The sequence below is a fragment of the Mesorhizobium sp. M1B.F.Ca.ET.045.04.1.1 genome (genome assembly GCF_003952465.1).
GTDB lineage: Bacteria > Pseudomonadota > Alphaproteobacteria > Rhizobiales > Rhizobiaceae > Mesorhizobium > Mesorhizobium shonense.
Genome location: NZ_CP034448.1, coordinates 7,211,966 through 7,228,829, shown reverse-complemented (window position 1 = coordinate 7,228,829; position 16,864 = coordinate 7,211,966). Strand labels below are relative to the sequence as shown.

At 62.2% G+C, this 16,864-nt stretch carries 17 protein-coding genes and 2 tRNA genes; 5 read left to right on the top strand and 14 right to left on the bottom strand.

Features of this window, described 5'->3' with window-relative positions; genetic code table 11:
- The first annotated feature begins 680 nt into the window (after positions 1 to 680).
- The 4 genes from EJ071_RS35670 (at position 681) to EJ071_RS35655 (ending at position 5,601) form a co-directional block, all read left to right on the top strand.
- Positions 681 to 1,346 (top strand): hypothetical protein, encoded by a 666-nt coding sequence (locus EJ071_RS35670; RefSeq protein WP_126102034.1) that lies wholly within the window; start codon positions 681 to 683, stop codon positions 1,344 to 1,346.
- Between the two features lie 168 nt (positions 1,347 to 1,514).
- On the top strand, positions 1,515 to 4,019 hold the full coding sequence (locus EJ071_RS35665) for an OmpA family protein (protein ID WP_245460100.1): 2,505 nt from the start codon (positions 1,515 to 1,517) through the stop codon (positions 4,017 to 4,019).
- A gap of 13 nt (positions 4,020 to 4,032) precedes the next feature.
- Positions 4,033 to 4,527, top strand: a complete 495-nt coding sequence (locus tag EJ071_RS35660) for a Rab family GTPase (protein ID WP_126102033.1) — start codon at positions 4,033 to 4,035, stop codon at positions 4,525 to 4,527.
- Between the two features lie 3 nt (positions 4,528 to 4,530).
- Positions 4,531 to 5,601 carry an adenylate/guanylate cyclase domain-containing protein gene (locus tag EJ071_RS35655; protein ID WP_126102032.1) on the top strand — a complete coding sequence of 357 codons (1,071 nt, stop codon included), beginning with the start codon at positions 4,531 to 4,533 and terminating at the stop codon, positions 5,599 to 5,601.
- A 158-nt stretch (positions 5,602 to 5,759) separates the two neighbouring features.
- Here EJ071_RS35655 and nadC read toward each other — a convergent pair whose 3' ends face one another.
- The 14 genes from nadC to EJ071_RS38885 form a co-directional block, all read right to left on the bottom strand.
- The gene (gene nadC / locus EJ071_RS35645; RefSeq protein ID WP_126102031.1) at positions 5,760 to 6,617 is read right to left on the bottom strand and encodes a carboxylating nicotinate-nucleotide diphosphorylase; all 858 of its coding nucleotides are present in this window, start codon (positions 6,615 to 6,617) and stop codon (positions 5,760 to 5,762) included.
- Positions 6,614 to 8,158, bottom strand: a complete 1,545-nt coding sequence (locus EJ071_RS35640) for an L-aspartate oxidase (protein ID WP_126102030.1) — start codon at positions 8,156 to 8,158, stop codon at positions 6,614 to 6,616. The genes nadC and EJ071_RS35640 overlap by 4 nt, the downstream gene beginning before the upstream one ends.
- A complete protein-coding gene (gene nadA, locus EJ071_RS35635) occupies positions 8,155 to 9,129 on the bottom strand; it encodes a quinolinate synthase NadA (protein ID WP_126102029.1) in 975 nt (324 codons plus the stop codon). Before nadA ends, EJ071_RS35640 begins: the two co-directional genes overlap by 4 nt.
- 65 nt (positions 9,130 to 9,194) lie before the next feature.
- A complete protein-coding gene (locus EJ071_RS35630; protein ID WP_126102028.1) occupies positions 9,195 to 10,145 on the bottom strand; it encodes a hypothetical protein in 951 nt (316 codons plus the stop codon).
- A gap of 284 nt (positions 10,146 to 10,429) precedes the next feature.
- Positions 10,430 to 10,505, bottom strand: a tRNA-Phe gene (locus EJ071_RS35625).
- 154 nt (positions 10,506 to 10,659) lie between these two features.
- A complete protein-coding gene (gene yacG, locus EJ071_RS35620; protein ID WP_126102027.1) occupies positions 10,660 to 10,881 on the bottom strand; it encodes a DNA gyrase inhibitor YacG in 222 nt (73 codons plus the stop codon).
- Positions 10,878 to 11,504 (bottom strand): Maf-like protein, encoded by a 627-nt coding sequence (locus tag EJ071_RS35615; protein WP_126102026.1) that lies wholly within the window; start codon positions 11,502 to 11,504, stop codon positions 10,878 to 10,880. The genes yacG and EJ071_RS35615 overlap by 4 nt, the downstream gene beginning before the upstream one ends.
- Before the next feature lie 19 nt (positions 11,505 to 11,523).
- Positions 11,524 to 11,742, bottom strand: a complete 219-nt coding sequence (gene infA / locus EJ071_RS35610) for a translation initiation factor IF-1 (RefSeq protein WP_006200926.1) — start codon at positions 11,740 to 11,742, stop codon at positions 11,524 to 11,526.
- Between the two features lie 285 nt (positions 11,743 to 12,027).
- A complete protein-coding gene (locus EJ071_RS35605) occupies positions 12,028 to 12,420 on the bottom strand; it encodes a low molecular weight phosphatase family protein (protein WP_245460099.1) in 393 nt (130 codons plus the stop codon).
- Positions 12,421 to 12,461: 41 nt separating this feature from the next.
- The gene (locus EJ071_RS35600; RefSeq protein ID WP_126102024.1) at positions 12,462 to 12,947 is read right to left on the bottom strand and encodes a UPF0262 family protein; all 486 of its coding nucleotides are present in this window, start codon (positions 12,945 to 12,947) and stop codon (positions 12,462 to 12,464) included.
- A gap of 2 nt (positions 12,948 to 12,949) precedes the next feature.
- A complete protein-coding gene (hisD, locus tag EJ071_RS35595) occupies positions 12,950 to 14,242 on the bottom strand; it encodes a histidinol dehydrogenase (RefSeq protein WP_126102023.1) in 1,293 nt (430 codons plus the stop codon).
- Positions 14,243 to 14,251: 9 nt separating this feature from the next.
- Positions 14,252 to 14,683, bottom strand: coding sequence for a DUF2948 family protein (locus EJ071_RS35590; RefSeq protein ID WP_126102022.1), 432 nt, complete (start codon positions 14,681 to 14,683; stop codon positions 14,252 to 14,254).
- Positions 14,684 to 14,761: 78 nt separating this feature from the next.
- On the bottom strand, positions 14,762 to 16,054 hold the full coding sequence (gene murA, locus EJ071_RS35585) for a UDP-N-acetylglucosamine 1-carboxyvinyltransferase (protein ID WP_126102021.1): 1,293 nt from the start codon (positions 16,052 to 16,054) through the stop codon (positions 14,762 to 14,764).
- Between the two features lie 142 nt (positions 16,055 to 16,196).
- Entirely contained in the window at positions 16,197 to 16,373 is a 177-nt protein-coding gene (locus EJ071_RS38885; RefSeq protein ID WP_189521340.1) for a hypothetical protein, read from the bottom strand.
- Between the two features lie 224 nt (positions 16,374 to 16,597).
- Between EJ071_RS38885 and EJ071_RS35580 the strand changes: the two genes are divergently transcribed.
- A tRNA-Thr gene (locus tag EJ071_RS35580) sits at positions 16,598 to 16,672 on the top strand.
- The last annotated feature ends 192 nt before the right edge of the window (positions 16,673 to 16,864 follow it).

Here is a 16,864-nt window from a genome sequence, read left to right as displayed (position 1 = left end):
TTTCCGGCCAACGGAAACGGTCGTCAGGGACGCTGCGTCCAAACAGTCTCCTGCGAACTCTCCCGAGATACCACAGCGGCTTCCATTTGAAAGCCCGGCCGTCCCGAAACCTGACAGTCCGGTGCCGGCCTCAAGCTGGCCTGTCAGGGATGCGCCGCATGGCAGTCATTTCTAAAGTCCTGTCGATTCATCAAAAGTAGACATCGCTAATGCAAAGGTCGCAAGCAGCCTTGCGCCAATAACAGCCGTTGTCCCTGCATTCTCGAACAGCCATTCTCCGTCCGAAAGAAGAGCTTCCTTCCAGCGTTGGGCCCGCGTCGGGGGCTGACGGGCGCAGTATACATCCGGGTGCGAGAAAGTACCTGCGCCTCCAGGTCAACGAACTGCAATGCATCAAAGGACTATTTTAAATTTATTTTCGATCCAGCAGATATAGCCTGACATTACTCCTTTCGGTAGTAGATTGCATCAAATGGTCAATTTGGATATCTGGTTATTTCCGCTATCAAAAGAGGTAAAGAGCGACATCAATCGGAACTCGCGCATTTGTTGTCAGTCCAACAGGCGTACAAGCGGCGCACGAATCGGCTCGAACCAAGAAGATTTCGGCTTGCGGGTCGGGTATTTGTCTGACATAATTTTTGCTTCCGAGTTCTGCACTGGGCAATTGGGGCATAGTGATGGCTAAGGAATCTTCGAGTGCCGCTTCTTCAGCAAATAAAGCGGACGCAAATCTGATAGGTAATGCAGAGGGAAACGGGCTGAACTTCATGGCGGGCCAGGCTCGCGAGGGTGGGGCCTCGGGCGATGCCGTAGGTGTCGACAAGATACGTGATCTGCTGTTCGGCAACCAGATGCAGGACTATGACCGCCGCTTTTCCAAGCTTGAAGAACGGGTCCTGCAGCGCTTCAAGGATGTCGAGTCCGAGGCCAAGCGCAATCTCGAAATGTACGAGTCGAACGCGAAGAAGCAGGTTGACTCGCTTGCGACGCAATTGCGGAACGAAAAAGATGCACGGGCCGAGGCCGACAAGGAGATTGACCGGAACCTTCGCGATCAAAATCAGGCACTTGAAAAGCAGGTGCGCGCGTTGTCGGATCAATTGAGCGATCTCGAGCGCGAAGTTGCGGACCGGATCAGTCGAAACGATCATTTGCTGCGTGAGGAAATCAAGCAAAAGTACGAAAGCGTTCAGATGCTGATAGAGAAAGTGTTTTCCGACCTCAGCAACGTCAAGACCGACCGAAATCTTCTGGCTGGCCTGTTTGTCGAGGTCGCAAAATGTCTGAATCAGGATCCCGTCGGCAGCAAGGGCAACTCGGAGCGTAACTGGAAAGCGAGTTGATCGGAACTTGACGTCGAGCGTCGACCCAATCAGCCTTCCTCAAAAAGCAGCTTCGAACGATACCGAGATTGATCGCGAGGCTCTGGCTCGCCTTTTGATCGAATTGCCCGGAACGTTGATCCGGATCATCGTGCGCGCCTAGAAGGCGTTCCGACTGCTGATCCTCGCATGGAAACGCTTCGCCAGCTGCTGGTCGGCGGCGAGATTTCGGAGCTTTCACGCGTTACGCACCTGCTCGACGAACCAGAGCAGCTTGCGGCTGCAGTGGGAGGCGTTCTCCCCAGTGCAGCCTCGCTCGCGCCTCATGCGCAACTCGGCGAGGCCCTTGCACCAGCTGTCGAGAGGGCCGCGCAACGGTCCATCCAGAAGAACCCGAGCACGCTCACGGATATATTATACCCGGTGTTCCTGCCGGCTATTCGCAAGTCGATCGGCGAAAAAATCGACCAAACCTTTCAATCGCTGAATGAATCTTTAAGACATATATTTACCTGGCATGGACTTAAGTGGAGATTTGAAGCTTGGAGAACGGGAACAAGCTTCTCGGAAGTTGTCCTTAATCATTCTCTCGTCTATCGTGTAGAACATGTTTTTCTCATTCACCGCACCTCCGGGCTTTTGATCGCGCATGTAACTGCTGAAAACGCTACGAGCGAAGACCCTCAACTGATTTCTTCGATGCTTAGCGCAATTCAAGATTTTGTAAGGGACTCATTCAACGAGAAAGAACAGAGCGGGCTGGACACTATCCGGTTCGGAGAGCTTCGCCTGTGGTCGGAGGTTGGACCGTTTGCGACCTTGGTTGCGGTGATCCGGGGAAATCCGCCGGAGGAATTACATGAAATAATTCGCGATGCATTGCTTCGCATCCATGAAGATTGCTCACAGGCTTTAGAGCAGTTTGACGGCGACAGCTCGCAGCTGGCCGGCGTGGAGACGCGGTTGCAGACCTGTGTTGAACTGCAGCACGCGGACTCAAACCAGGGATTTCCGTGGCTTGTGGTGACGGCAGTCCTGCTGGTTTTGATTCCGGCAGGCGGCTGGTTCTTTCTTTCCTGGCAAACCGGGCAGCGCTGGCAGGCCTATGTGTCGCGGCTGGAGACCCAGCCGGGCATCATCGTTGCCGAACAAAAGGTGCGCGGTGGCCAATTCTATATTGCCGGCCTGAGGGACCCGCTTGCCGCCGACCCGCAGTCGCTGTTGTCCGGAACTGAGGTCGATCCCGCTCGCGTTCATTCAAACTGGCAGTTCTATCAGAGCCTCGAGCCGGAGTTCGTGTTGAAGCGGCTGACGGCGTCGCTCACGCCGCCGGATTCGGTACGGCTTTCGATCGTCGATGACCGCATCGTTGCCGAGGGCGAGGCTACCGCCACGTGGATCGACCGGGCGCGGGCCGCCGCCCAGCAACTTTCGGCGGGCGGGCCGGTATTCGATATCGCCAGGGTCCGCGATGTGATGAGCCCCGAAGAACGCGCGGCGGAACGCTGGCAGGCCTACGTCTCGCGGCTGGAGGCCCAGCCGGGCATCGTCGTCTCCGAACAAAAGATGCGCGACGGCCAGTTCTATATTGCCGGCCTGAGGGACCCGCTTGCCGTTGACCCGCAGTCGCTGTTGTCGGGAACGCAGGTCGATCCCGCTCGCGTTCATGCAAGCTGGCAATTCTATCAGAGCCTCGAGCCGGTGTTCGTGTTGAAGCGGCTGACGGCGTCGCTGTATCCGACGGATAAAGTGCGACTTTCGATCGTCAATGGCCGCATCGTTGCCGAGGGTGAGGCTCCCGACACCTGGATAGATCGGGCGCGCGCAGCGGCAAGACAGCTTTCGGCAGGCGGACCGGAGTTCGACATCTCCAAGGTTCGTGATGTGAGCCCCGATGCACGCGCGGCGGAGCATTGGCAGTATTATGTGTCGCGACTTGAGGCCCAACCGGGAATCATCGTCGCTCAACAAACGGCGCGGGGCGGACATTTCTACATTTCCGGTCTGAGAGACCCTCTTGCCGCCGACCCGCAAGCTCTGCTGTCCGGAACGGAGGTTGATCCTGCCCGCGTTCATTCACAGTGGCAATTCTATCAGAGTCTTGATCCGAAGTTCGTGGTGAAGCGGCTGACGGCGTCGCTGTCCCCGCCGAAATCGGTTCGGCTTTCGATCGTCCAGGGTCGCATCGATGTCGTGGGCGAGGCACCTGCCGGCTGGATCAGCCGGGCGCAGGCCGCCGCCGACCAACTTTCGGCGGACGGAGTGGTTCTGGATGTCTCGCAGCTGCGCGAGCTGAACCTTGCAGAACTTAATCATTTGAGAGAGTCTATCCAGACGACCGATATTTTCTTCTCTTCCGGTAGAGTTGTCCCGGGGGCGGAGCAGACGCCGGTGCTCGACAGATTGGCTGATCAGTTGAAGGAATTCGCCCAAAATGCCCGCAAGGCAGGCGTGACAGCGCGGTTCATGTTGACCGGCCATTCGGACACAACGGGCCGTGAGACGGCCAACGCGTCGATCAGCGCCGCCCGCGCCGAGACAGTTCGCGCGCTTCTCAATAAGCGCGGCGTCGCGCCGGAACTGCTGCAGGTTCGGGGCGCCGGCACCTTTGAGCCGGCGGTGCCCGAAAATGAAAATAGTCGAACTGGGAACTCCACCAATCGCCGGGTCTCGATTACTGTGAACCTGGAGTAGTGCGGAGCCCGGGATGCTGCAAAAAAAGATCTGCATGTTGGGCGGGTTCGCTGTCGGAAAGACGAGCCTGGTGCGCAGGTTTGTCCAAAGCATCTTCTCGGAAAACTACCTGACCACGGTGGGCGTGAAAATCGACAAGAAGAGTGTCGTACTCGCGGACAAAACCGTGGATCTGATTTTGTGGGATTTGGCCGGCGAAGACGATATCGGCTCATTCCGCGTCAGCTATGTGCGAGGTGCGACCGGGCTGGTGCTTGTCGTCGATGGAACCCGGCCCGCTACTCTTGCCGTGGCGCTCACGCTGCGCGAGCGGGTCGAGGCCGAATTCGGCGCGATGCCGTTCATATTGCTGTTCAACAAATCCGATCTCACCGATCGGTGGGCGATATCGGATGGTGAGATCGACGAACTGAAGCAGCGTGGATGGCAAATCTACCTGACAAGCGCGCTTTCGGGCGAGCATGTTGACGATGCGTTTCATCAGCTTGCTTCGATGGTCGCCAAGTAGACCATGCCCAGATTGCCGAAAGACGTCAGAAGCTGGATATTCGATTTCTTCTATAATGAGCGCTCTGCCGCATATCTGAAAATTGACGCTCGGCAATGCATAGCCGCGAAGGGCGGCAACATCGAACATTACGGACTCTCGTCGCTTCGCACTGGCAAGCCTGTTGCCGATCAGCTTGAATTCATGGAAGGGCTGCTGCCTTGCCCGGAGCTTCCATATCATATGCCCATGGTGGAGCTGCCCGGAGGGCGTGTCGCGGACCTTCATCTCTTTGGCGACGGCGGCTCGGTGTGGCTGCTCTTTCTCGACGCCACTGCCGAACGCGACAACCAGCAGCGGCTTCAACAGAAGGCTTATGAAATGACGCTCCTGCAGGAGAGGGAGCGTCAACTCAATGCGAAGCTGCAATCGACGAACGAGGCATTGAGGGAGAGCCAGGAGGGATTGACGCGTGAATACCAGCGCGCCGAGTCCCTGCTCCTCAACATTCTTCCGGCGTCGATCGCGGAGCGGCTGAAAGCGGACGAGCAAATCGCAGACAACCACGCGGAGGTCAGCGTGCTTTTTGCCGATATCGTCGGTTTTACGGAAAGAGCGAGGAGCGTCGGAGCCGTGACGACGCTCGCTATTCTAAATTACTTCTTCAAGGCGGCGGATCTGCTCTCGGAACAACATGGCTGCGAAAAAATCAAGACCATCGGCGATTGTGTGATGGCGGTCGCTGGCCTGCCCGCCGCGCGATCCGATCATGCAGAAGCCCTTGCGCACTATGCGCTCGAGCTGCGGGAGGCGGCCAGGCGCGAGCGCTTCGCAGGCGAACCGCTAAGTCTCAGAATTGGAATTCACTCCGGACCGATCGTGGCGGGCGTCATAGGCAAAAGGCGGTTTGTCTATGACCTGTGGGGCGACACCGTCAATCTCGCCGCACGTATTCAAAAGTCCGCGGAGCCGGATGAAATCCGTATTTCGGATGCAACTCACAAACTGCTTGGACCAGATTTTGCTTGCGACCCACTCGCGGAAACGGAATTGCGCGGCACAGGTCGTGTGCGAATGTGGCAGCTCCTGGCCTGATGCCGCTTGGCCGACCTGGAGCGCATTGCATCTCAAGCTAATGCATGTCGCCCAGAAGTGTGTAGCGGTTCTGGGGCAACGACATGCATCAAAACAAAGACTTGAAGCGCGTCGCCTGAATCCGTTTCAGTGCGACGCGCTTTAGTCAAACACCGCGTTCAGAGTTCCCGATAGTCGAGCCCGATATCGAGGATCGGGGCGCTGTGAGTCAACCAGCCGATGGAGATCAGGTCGACGCCGGTCGCGGCGATGACCGGCGCCGACGCGGACGTTATCCTGCCCGACGCCTCGGTGATCGCCCGGCCGGCTACCATGTCAACCGCCTGGCGCAGTTCGTCGGCCGACATATTGTCGAGCAGGACGGCATCCGGGCCAAGCGCGAGGGCTTCATCCAGTTGCGCCAGCGTGTCGACCTCGACTTCGATCTTGACGAGATGGCCGGCGCCGGCCCGCGCCCGCTCGATCGCCGGGCGAATGCCGCCGGCGATAGCGATATGGTTGTCCTTGATCAGGATGGCGTCGTCGAGGCCGAAACGATGATTGGAGCCGCCGCCTGCGCGCACGGCGTATTTTTCGAGCGCGCGCAATCCGGGTGTCGTCTTGCGCGTGCAGGCGATTTCCGCCTTGTGCGCGCGAACGGCATTCACGATCGACGCCGTTGCCGTGGCGATGCCGCTGAGACGGCACAGGAAATTGAGCGCCGTGCGTTCTGCCGTCAGGATGGCCCGGGCCGGGCCGCTCACCGATGCGACGGCTTGGCCTTGCGTGACCTTGCTGCCGTCAGGAGTGTGCACCACCACGTCCACATCCTGGTCGAGCAGCCGGAAGGCGAGCCTTGCAATATCAAGCCCGGCGACAGTTCCGCTCTGACGCGCCGCAAGGACGGTCGTGGTTCGGCAGTCCTTCGGAACAATGCAGTCCGTGGTCAGGTCGCCAGCCCGGCCGAGATCTTCGAGAAGAGCTGCTCGCACCAGCGCTTCGAACATGATTGTGGGTAGTGGCGAGAGGTTTTTCATAGGGCCTCTTCTGGCCTTCGGACGTGATCGAGCTCATGCGCCGCCGCCAGGGCGGCGTCGAGCGTCATTCTGGGGCGCCGGTCGACGGCTGCATGGCCGGGAAAATCCGTGCGGAAATGAGCGCCCCGGCTTTCCTGACGCTGCAAGGCGGCAATCGCGATCATCAAACCGACGGCGGCGGCATCGGATGAAGCGTCGTTCCGCTGCGCCAGCGGCAGCAAGGCGCGCGCTGCGTCCTTCAAGCCTTCGCCATCCCGCGTGACGCCGAGGGCGCGCGACAGGAGAAGGCGCGCAGGCCTTGGGTCGGGCCTCGGCTCCTCAGTTGCCGCAAGCCGCGTCCCAGGGGCGGTGGCAAACGAGCCAGCCACGCTCTCGGCAACCCAGCGCGCGCAGACGATCGCTTCGGTCAGCGAGTTGCTGGCGAGCCGGTTGGCGCCGTGCAGTCCTGTCGAGGCCACTTCTCCGCATGCCCAAAGTCCGGGGACCGATGTGCGTCCTGCCAGGTCCACCGCGATACCGCCCATGTGGTAGTGCTGCGCCGGCCTGACGGGAATGAGGTCCAGGGCCGGATCGATGCCGGCGGTGCGGCAGGCAGATGCGATCGTTGGAAAATACCGCGCGAATGCCGGGCCCGGCTTTTGGCGTGCGTCGAGGAAGACCTGATGGCCGCCTGCCAGATGTCTCCAGACCGCGCGCGCCACGATGTCGCGCGGCGCGAGTTCGGCGCCCGGCACGCCATCGAGGAAGCGCCGACCTGTCTGATCGACCAGGATTGCCCCTTCGCCGCGAACCGCCTCGCTGACGAGCGCCATCGGACGGCCCGGCCCGTCGAGCGCGGTCGGGTGGAACTGGATGAACTCCATGTCGGCCAGAAGGGCGCCTGCGCGTGCGGCAAGCGCCAGGCCCTGCCCAAGACTGCCAAGTGGATTTGTCGAGTCCTGAAACAGCCCGCCGATCCCGCCCGTGGCGAGGACGACCCGCCCCGTGGCAAAGAGCACTTGACCTGTGTTTGAACTCGCCTGCACACCGACGATCCTGCCATCCGACACGGCCAGCCGGCGCGCCTCGACACCCTCGAGGACCGTTATCGTCGGCGTCGACCGCACGGCGGCCACAAGTCCGCGCATGACTTCGCGGCCGCTGCCGTCGCCACTGGCGTGAGCGATGCGCCGGCGGCTGTGCGCCGCCTCCAGTCCAAGCCGCAATGCTCCTTCGGGCGTCCGGTCGAAGCGAACTCCGAGCCGCGCCAAGTTTTCGATCGCGGACGGGGCGGCATACACGATGTGCCGCACGGCCTCCGCATCGCAAAGCCCGTCGCCGGCGGCAAGCGTGTCGGCAAGATGGAGTTCCGGATCGTCGTCACCGCCCAGGGCGGCGGCGAGCCCGCCCTGAGCCCACGCGCTCGATGCATCCGCGCCAAGCGGCGAGCGTGACAAAAGCAGCACCGGTTCGGGCGCCAGATGCAGCGCCGTCATCAGTCCGGCTATGCCGCCGCCGACGATGACCGGCCGGCCGGCGAGGTCTTGGACATCCAGGATCATACGGCCAGCATCCGCTCCACGGCCAGCCGCGCGCGTCCAGCCACCTCGGCATCGACGGTCACGGCATGGCGGTTCCGCTCCAGCGCCGCGCGGATGTTGGCGAGCGTTATGCGCTTCATGTGCGGGCAGAGATTGCAGGGGCGCACGAACTCGACTTCAGGGTGCTCGACGGCAACGTTGTCGCTCATCGAACATTCGGTCATCAGCACCACGCGCGCGGGCCTATGCCGTCCGACATAGTCGGACATCGCCGCCGTCGAGCCCGCGAAATCCGCTTCCGCGACAACCTCCGGCGGGCACTCGGGATGAGCCAGTACCGTGACATTGGGATAAGCCTGCCGCAGCTCGCGAATATCGGCGGGCGTGAAGCGCTCATGCACTTCGCAGTGCCCCTTCCAGGCGATGATCTCGATCTTTGTCTGAGCCGCGATGTTCCTGGCCAGATATTCGTCGGGCAGCATGATGACCCGCGGCGCCCCCAGCGATTCCACCACCGCCAATGCATTGCCCGAGGTGCAGCAGATGTCGGACTCGGCCTTCACGGCGGCCGAGGTGTTGACGTAGGTCACCACCGGCACGCCGGGATAGCGCTGCCGCATCAGGCGTACGTCCGAAGCCGTGATCGAGTCGGCCAGCGAGCAGCCCGCGTCCAGATCCGGAATGAGCACCGTCTTGTCCGGATTGAGCAGCTTGGCCGTCTCGGCCATGAAATGCACGCCGGCCAGCACGACGACATCGGCTTCGGTCGACATTGCCCTGCGGGCAAGCGCAAGGCTGTCGCCGACAATATCGGCCACGCAGTGGAAGATTTCCGGCGTCTGATAGTTATGCGCCAGGATGACCGCGTTGCGCTCGCGCCTCAGCGTGAGAATGGCGTCGATGTCGTCGGTGAAGGCCGGCCATTCGATCGGCGGGATCACCCGCCGGACGCGATCGTAAAGCGACGCGGCGGTAGGCAGCGAACTGTGCATTGGCGCTCCAATTATTCTCAGTATGAGTATAATTACGCATATACTCACTGTGAGAATAAGAGTTGTCAAGCCCGCGACGATGGCAATTTCGTCCCCGCCACCGCCCGCTCGTCGAGAACGGCGTGACGGAAGCGGAAAAGCTTCGCCGGCCGTCCGACCGTGTCGGCTGTTGTCTCTCCCGCTTCCTCGACCAGCTCCTGCTGTTCGATCAGGCGCCGGAAGTTCGGCTTGTGGACCAGCCTCCCGGCGAGCGCCTCCACGGTCCGCTGTAGCTGAAGCAGGGTGAAGAGAGGCGGCATCAGCTCGAACACGACAGGCCGGTACTTGATCTTGGAGCGCAATCTGGCGATGCCGGTTGCGAGGATGCGGCGGTGATCCGCCCCCATGGACGAGCCAGTGGCCGATCGGACATCATTGTTCAAGCCGCGATGCGCTTCCCCCACCAGGGCAGCCTCATAAAGCAGCTCGTAGCGTTGCAGCACCAGCTCCTCGTTCCAGCCGTGACCCTCGAGGCCGAAGGCAATGGCCATCCGCTGCCGGCGTTCGCCTCGCATCGAAACGTTGTCCGCGGCGTCTGCCCAGGCGTCCAGCCGCGGGACAATCACCTGATGCAATGCAGGCGGGACGCCGTGGCGATGATCCTCCCAGGGGAAGTAATCATACCAATCGCACCATGTCGCCTTGCCGGCGGGCGCCGACTGCTCCTCACGGGTGAGGGCTAGATAGCTGATCGAAATGATTCGTCGCGACGCGTCTCCCACGCGGTCTCGGTCGGCGAAGGTATAGAGTTGCTCGATGTAGCCAAGGGGATGCCGCGTCTGCTGTTCGACCCAGTCCCTCAAGCCGGACTGCAGCGAGCGGTGCCCAAGTTCGAACGGGCCGGAGGGCAGGGCCTTGCCATTATCGATGGTCATCACGCGCGGTTGACCATTTGTCACCGCGACCAAGACCGCGATCAACTCGGCGGCGATTGAATGTGACAGTTCGTTTCCGCGCCGGTTTGTCTTTGATGCCACCTTGCATCTCGCCTCAGAATCCAAACCCAAGAATATCGGGACGCAACATACGTGACACCTTGAAGTCCTTGAACCTCACCGTTTCGACTTTTTGTCGTTTGCAGAGGCCATCGATGGCGTATCGAAAGACGGTGCCAACACGCCGGGTCGTTGGACCAAATACGCCGAAAATCCGTGAAACACGCTTAAGCGCGCCGTACGCACCGAAAAATTCAACGATTTCATCGGTTTGCAGAACCAGAAGCGTGGAGGCTTCGGCGGAAGGGTACAGGGGAGAAAGGGGATGGTGCCCAGAGGCGGATTCGAACCACCGACACGCGGATTTTCAGTCCGCTGCTCTACCAACTGAGCTATCTGGGCCTGTGCCGGCTAACGGGATCGCCCGCCGGGTTTCGCGAGAGCGCCGGGCGGCGCCCCTTGAAAGCGCGTGGGTTATAGCACGGGAATTCGGCCTGTCCAGCGCTTAGGTGTTGATAAAGAAAAATCGCGGGAAACGGCCAATTGCCGCGCGCGTTCACGGCTCGTCCTTGGGCGAGGGGCCTTGCTTCGAGCCATCGTCCTCTTCATCCTCATCGTCGCGGCCGGGGATGACGTAGGCGCCCTTCAGCCAGCGATTGAGGTCGATGTCCTTGCAGCGCGCCGAGCAGAATGGATAGTGCTCGCGCGCGGAAGGCTTGCCGCATTCGGGGCAGGGCCGCTTCGGTCGGAGCGGAGTAACCTTGTCGTCCGGGCTCATGGGCGCGCGACGTGCCAGTTCCGATGCGCCTTGAAACCCTCGCCGGAAAGCAGCGCCACGCTCTCATAGAGCGGCAGGCCGACCACATTGGTGTAGGAGCCGACCAGCTTGACGACGAAGGAGCCAGCGAGGCCCTGTACGGCATAGCCGCCGGCCTTGCCGCGCCATTCGCCGGAAGCGACATAGGCGTCGATCTCCTCGCGCGGCAGCCGCTTGAAGCGGACCCTGGTTTCCACCAACCGTTGGCGCAGCTTGCCGCCCGGCGTGATCAGGCAGATGCCGGAGTAGACACGATGCGAGCGGCCGGAAAGCAGGCCGAGGCAGTTCACGGCGTCGTCGATCGTCTCGGCCTTGGGCAGGATGCGCCGCCCGACCGCCACCACCGTGTCGGCGGCGAGCACGAAGGCCGGCCCATAGTCGTCCTCGCTCTTCAGCGAGGTCAGCGCCTTCTCGGCCTTTTCCTTGGAGAGGCGTTTCGCCAGCGAGCGCGGATGTTCGGCGCGCAGCGGCGTCTCGTCGACGTCGGCGGGCAGCACGCGGTCCGGCTCGATGCCGGCCTGCTGCAACAGCTCGATCCGGCGCGGCGAACCCGAGGCAAGCACGAGCTTCTGCAGGATGCTCATCGCGGTTCGCGCCAGACTGTTACTTGAAGCGGTAGGTGATGCGGCCCTTGGTCAGGTCATAAGGCGTCATCTCGACCAGGACCTTGTCGCCGGTCAGCACGCGGATGCGGTTCTTGCGCATGCGGCCGGCCGTGTGGGCGATGATCTCGTGTTCGTTTTCGAGCTTCACCCGGAACATCGCATTGGGCAGCAGTTCCGTGACCACGCCCGGAAATTCGAGGACTTCTTCCTTCGGCATTCGATACCTTTGCTTGGATGGCGGTTCCGGCGCCTAGAGCATGATGCCGAAAAGTGTCAAGCGGTTTTCGGACGACATCATGCTCTATTTCTTTGATCTGGAGTCGGATGATTTCCGGCCGAACCGGCCGGAAATCATCCGACTCCGGCCGGAATTTGCGGCGGAACCTATATGATAATCGCCCGCTTGTGAACATGCTTAGAACCTTTCCGGCCTGGATAGAATCGGCACCTTCCGCAGAACGGCTCAATCCGGGCCGGAAAGTTCCCAATCGGTGGCGCTTCTTCACTCCGGCGGCGCGAAACGCTTGGCAATGCGCGCTTTCAGCCGCTCGCGCACATCGCGATAGGCCGCCATGATGTGCTCGCGCGTGCCGCCGGTGTCGGTCGGATCGGGCATTGGCCAATACTCGACCTCGACGGCGAGCGAGCGGGTGAGCTCGAGCGCGGCGTGGTGCGCTTCCGGCGCCAGCGTCACGATCAGGTCGAAATAATCGTCTTCCAACTCGTCCAGCGTTCTGGGCTGCCGCTCGCCGAGCGTCAGACCCTCCTCGGCAAGCACGGCGTCGACGAAGGGATCCCGCTCGCCGCTGCGCACGCCGGCCGAGGCGACGAAGGTGGTGGCGGGCAGCAGCCGTCGCGCCAGCTGTTCCGCCATCGGCGAGCGCACGGCATTCATGCCGCACACAAACAGGATCGAATGTGGCAACCCGGTCAGGATCAGCCCCGCCAGTGCAGCACGCAGACCAGCGTGAACAGCCGGCGCGCCGTGTCGAAGTCGATCTCGATCTTGCCGGCGAGCCGGTCCATCAGCGTCTGCGAGCCTTCATTGTGCAGGCCGCGCCGGCCCATGTCGATCGCCTCGATGTGACTGGGCGTCGAGGAGCGGATGGCCTCGTAGTAGCTTTCGCAGATCAGATAGTAATCCTTGACGATGCGCCGCAACGGCGTCAGCGACAGGATGTGGGTGACCACGTCGGCGCCGTCCTCGCGGCTGACGGCGAACACCAGGCGCTGCTCGGCCAGAGACAGCTTCAGCCTGTATGGACCGGCACCATCGTCATTGACCGGCCGAAAACTGTTTTCCTCGATGAGGTCGAAGATCGCCACCGCCCGCTCATGCTCGACATCGGGCGTCGAACGACCGATCGATTCGTCGAGCTCGACGTCGATCAGCCTGTGGCGGTTTTGGTGGCGGCCGGACATCGCTACATGTTCAGCCGGATCGCCACGGAGCGTGCGTGCGCGTCGAGCCCTTCCGCCTTGGCGAGCGCGATCGCCGCAGGCGCCAGCGCCTTGAGCTGTTCCGGGCCGAGCTTCAGGGTCGACGTGCGCTTGACGAAATCGAGCACGGACAAGCCCGACGAGAAGCGCGCCGAGCGTGCCGTCGGCAAGACATGGTTGGAGCCGCCGACGTAGTCGCCGATGACTTCCGGCGTGTGCCGGCCGAGGAAGACGGCGCCGGCATTGCGCATTTTTGCTAGGAAGCCCTCGGCGTCGTCGAAGGCGAGTTCGACATGCTCGGCAGCGATCCGGTCGACCAGCGGCAGCGAGGCCTTCAGCGTCGGCACCAGGATCACCGCGCCGAAATCGCGCCAGCTTGCCGCTGCCGTTTCGGCGCGCGGCAAGGCCTTCAGCTGGCGCTCGACCGCTTGCCCGACCGCCTTGCCGAATTCGGCACTGTCGGTGATCAGGATCGACTGCGCCGACGCATCATGCTCGGCCTGGGCGAGCAGATCGGCGGCGACCCAGTCCGGGTCGTTCTCGGCGTCGGCCACGACCAGCACTTCCGAAGGCCCGGCAATCATGTCGATGCCGACGGTGCCGAACACCTGGCGCTTGGCGGCGGCGACATAGGCGTTGCCCGGTCCGACGATCTTGGCGACCGGCCTGATCGTCTCGGTGCCATAGGCGAGCGCGGCGACGGCTTGAGCCCCGCCGACGCGGTAGATCTCGGAGACGCCGGCGAGGTCGGCCGCGACCAGCACCAGCGGATTGATGACGCCGCCCGATGCCGGCACCACGATCGCGATACGCTCGACGCCGGCGACTTTCGCCGGCACCGCATTCATCAGCACCGAGCTCGGATAGCTCGCCGTGCCGCCCGGCACATAGAGACCGACGGCCTCGATCGCCGTCCAGCGCGAGCCGAGCTCGACGCCGGCGGCGTCGGTATAACGGTCGTCCTTCGGCTTCTGCCGCTCGTGGTGGGAACGGATGCGGTCGCGCGCGAATTTGAGCGCCTCGACCGTGGCGGGGTCGGTCGCCGAATAGGCCTTGGCGATATCGTCTCTGGACACGGCGATGCCGAGCTTGTCGAGATCGGCCTTGTCGAATTTGAGCGTATAGTCGATGAGCGCCTTGTCGCCCTCGGCGCGCACGCGCGCGATGATGTCGCGCACCACGGCCTCGACATCGGCCGAAACTTCGCGCTTGGTGGTGAGGAATGCCGAGAAACGCTGCTCGAAATCGGCGTCGGTCTGGTTAAGCGTGATGGCCATTATGCGGGCTCAGGTCCTGTGCAGGGGTCGCGAGGTGGCTTCCCAGGAACCGCCGATATCGGCGAGCCGAGCCTCGATGCACTCGACGTCGAGCATGATCGTGCCGCCCCCCGAAAACACCAGTTCGATGATGCCGGCCGGCTTGCTGATCGCAACGAAGCTGACCGCCAGCAGCGACAGCACCTCGGCCGGTTTGTCGCGTTGAATGCCGCTGGTCTTGGCGCCGAGCACGCGGTCGAAATGCAAAACGCTTTGCCGCCGCTCGTTGTGTTGGCGAAAGAGGCCCGATTTCGCCTCCCAGACGAAACGGTTCATGGTCAGCACGAAGCGCTTGGCCGCCGGCAGGTATTCGAGGTCGGAGACCTTCATCACGGCGTCCTGGACATGGGCCGAGACGATGCTCAGATCCTGGTCGTCGAGCGCGATGAGCTTGAGAGCCATGCGGAATTCGCACCTGAAGGTTGATTATTCAATCTTCTGTTATGCGGTCTTTCCGCTCTGCGCAACCGAGGCGCTTTGTCAGCCCGAAATCCGCTCGATCACCGCGCCGCAGCCGGAGAGCTTCTCCTCCAGCCGCTCGAAGCCGCGGTCGAGGTGGTAGACCCGGTTGACGGTGGTCTCGCCCTCGGCGGCAAGGCCGGCGATCACCAGCGACACCGAGGCGCGCAGGTCGGTCGCCATCACCGGCGCGCCCTTGAGCTTGGCGACGCCGTCGACGATCGCGGTCTGGCCGGAAAGCGTGATGTGCGCGCCGAGGCGGGCAAGCTCCTGCACATGCATGAAGCGATTCTCGAAGATCGTCTCGGTGATGCGCGACTTGCCCTTGGCCATCGTCATCAGGCCCATGAACTGCGCCTGCAGGTCGGTCGGGAAGGCCGGGAAGGGCGCGGTCGTCACGTCGACCGGAGCGATGCCGGCGCCGTTGCGCTTGACGCGGATGCCCTCGTTGGTGGGCGTGATCTCGGCGCCGGTCTCGACAAGAACGTCGAGCGCGGTCTGCAACAGGTCGGGCCGCGCGCCTTCCAGCATCACGTCGCCCCCGGTCATCGCCACCGCCATGGCATAGGTGCCGGTCTCGATGCGGTCGGGAATGACGCGGACCCGCGCCCCGGACAGCGCCTCGACGCCCTCGATCGTGATGGTGGAGGTGCCAGCGCCGTGAATCTTGGCGCCCATGGCGATCAGGCATTCGGCGAGGTTGACGATCTCCGGCTCGCGGGCGGCGTTTTCGAGCACCGTCTCGCCCTTGGCGAGCGAGGCCGCCATCATCAGCACATGCGTGGCGCCGACCGAGACTTTCGGGAACACGTAGCGATTGCCGTGGAGACGGCCGTTTTTCGTTTTGGCGACGACGTAGCCATTGTCGACGTCAAGGTCGGCGTCCAGCGCCTGCAGGCCCTCGAGGAACAGGTCGACCGGACGCGTGCCGATGGCGCAGCCGCCGGGCAGCGACACCTTGGCCTCGCCCATGCGGGCAAGCAGCGGGCCGATCACCCAGAAGGAGGCGCGCATCTTCGACACCAGCTCGTAGGGCGCGGTGGTGTCGACGATGTTGCGGGCGGAGAAATTGATGGTGCGCGAATAGCCTTGCTGCTGCTTCTCGCGCCGGCCGTTGACCGAATAGTCGACGCCGTGGTTGCCGAGGATGCGGATCAATTGCTCGACATCGGCCAGATGCGGCACGTTCTCCAAGGTCAGCGTGTCGTCGGTGAGCAGCGAGGCGATCATCAGCGGCAGCGCCGCGTTCTTGGCGCCCGAGATCGGAATGCTTCCGGCAAGCTTGTTGCCGCCGACAATTCTGATGCGATCCATGAAAGAACGTCCCCTCGGCCCGGACGGGCTGGTTTCAATCGGTTGAGTATGCCCGGCTCTAGACTATTGGCCGATGCGGTTCAAGAAATAGGATTTCCCCATCTGTGGACCAAGTGTGGTCGGCCAGTGTGGCTGATTTGAGTTACTTTTTTTGCATTTTTCCAGCAGACGGCAGTCCCTCAGGCCGCTTGTCAGCGTCGCCAGCGCGCCGGGAACGCGCCTGCGCCTTGCGTTTCTGCAGGTTGGCGCGCAACGCCTCGGCGAGCCGGTCCTTGCGCTCGCCGCCGCTCTTTTTGGGTGGATTTGCCTTGTCGTTCATCGTCCGTCCCCGCAGGCGGATAGCCGGCTGTGGTTCCGGCATAGTTAACATTGTGGCGCGGCCATGTCATGGACGCCGCTTGGAAGCGGCTTTCACAGCCGCGGCATTCAATGCATGTCGCCCAAAGGCGCGCAGCGGTTTTGGGACAACGAGATGGCGTCGTTTTAAGGTTTTCTTGGCCTTGCGCTTGCCGGTTCGTTATGGCAGAAGCGCCGCCATCGCAGGCTGCGGTAGCTCAGTGGTAGAGCACTCCCTTGGTAAGGGAGAGGTCGAGAGTTCAATCCTCTCTCGCAGCACCAGCCCGCTTCGGGCACCTCATCCCCCCTTGATCAGAGCTGTCATTCGTTATCGATGACTTCCAGGACGCCAGCTGCCCAGGTGGGTCTACCGCCGTTCTTCCCAGGCCCTATGAGAAGCACGGGCCTGCGGAATACACGTTGACGCCTCAAACGCCAGCTCTTTGACGAGGAGACCGGTATTGCCCCTGTGCC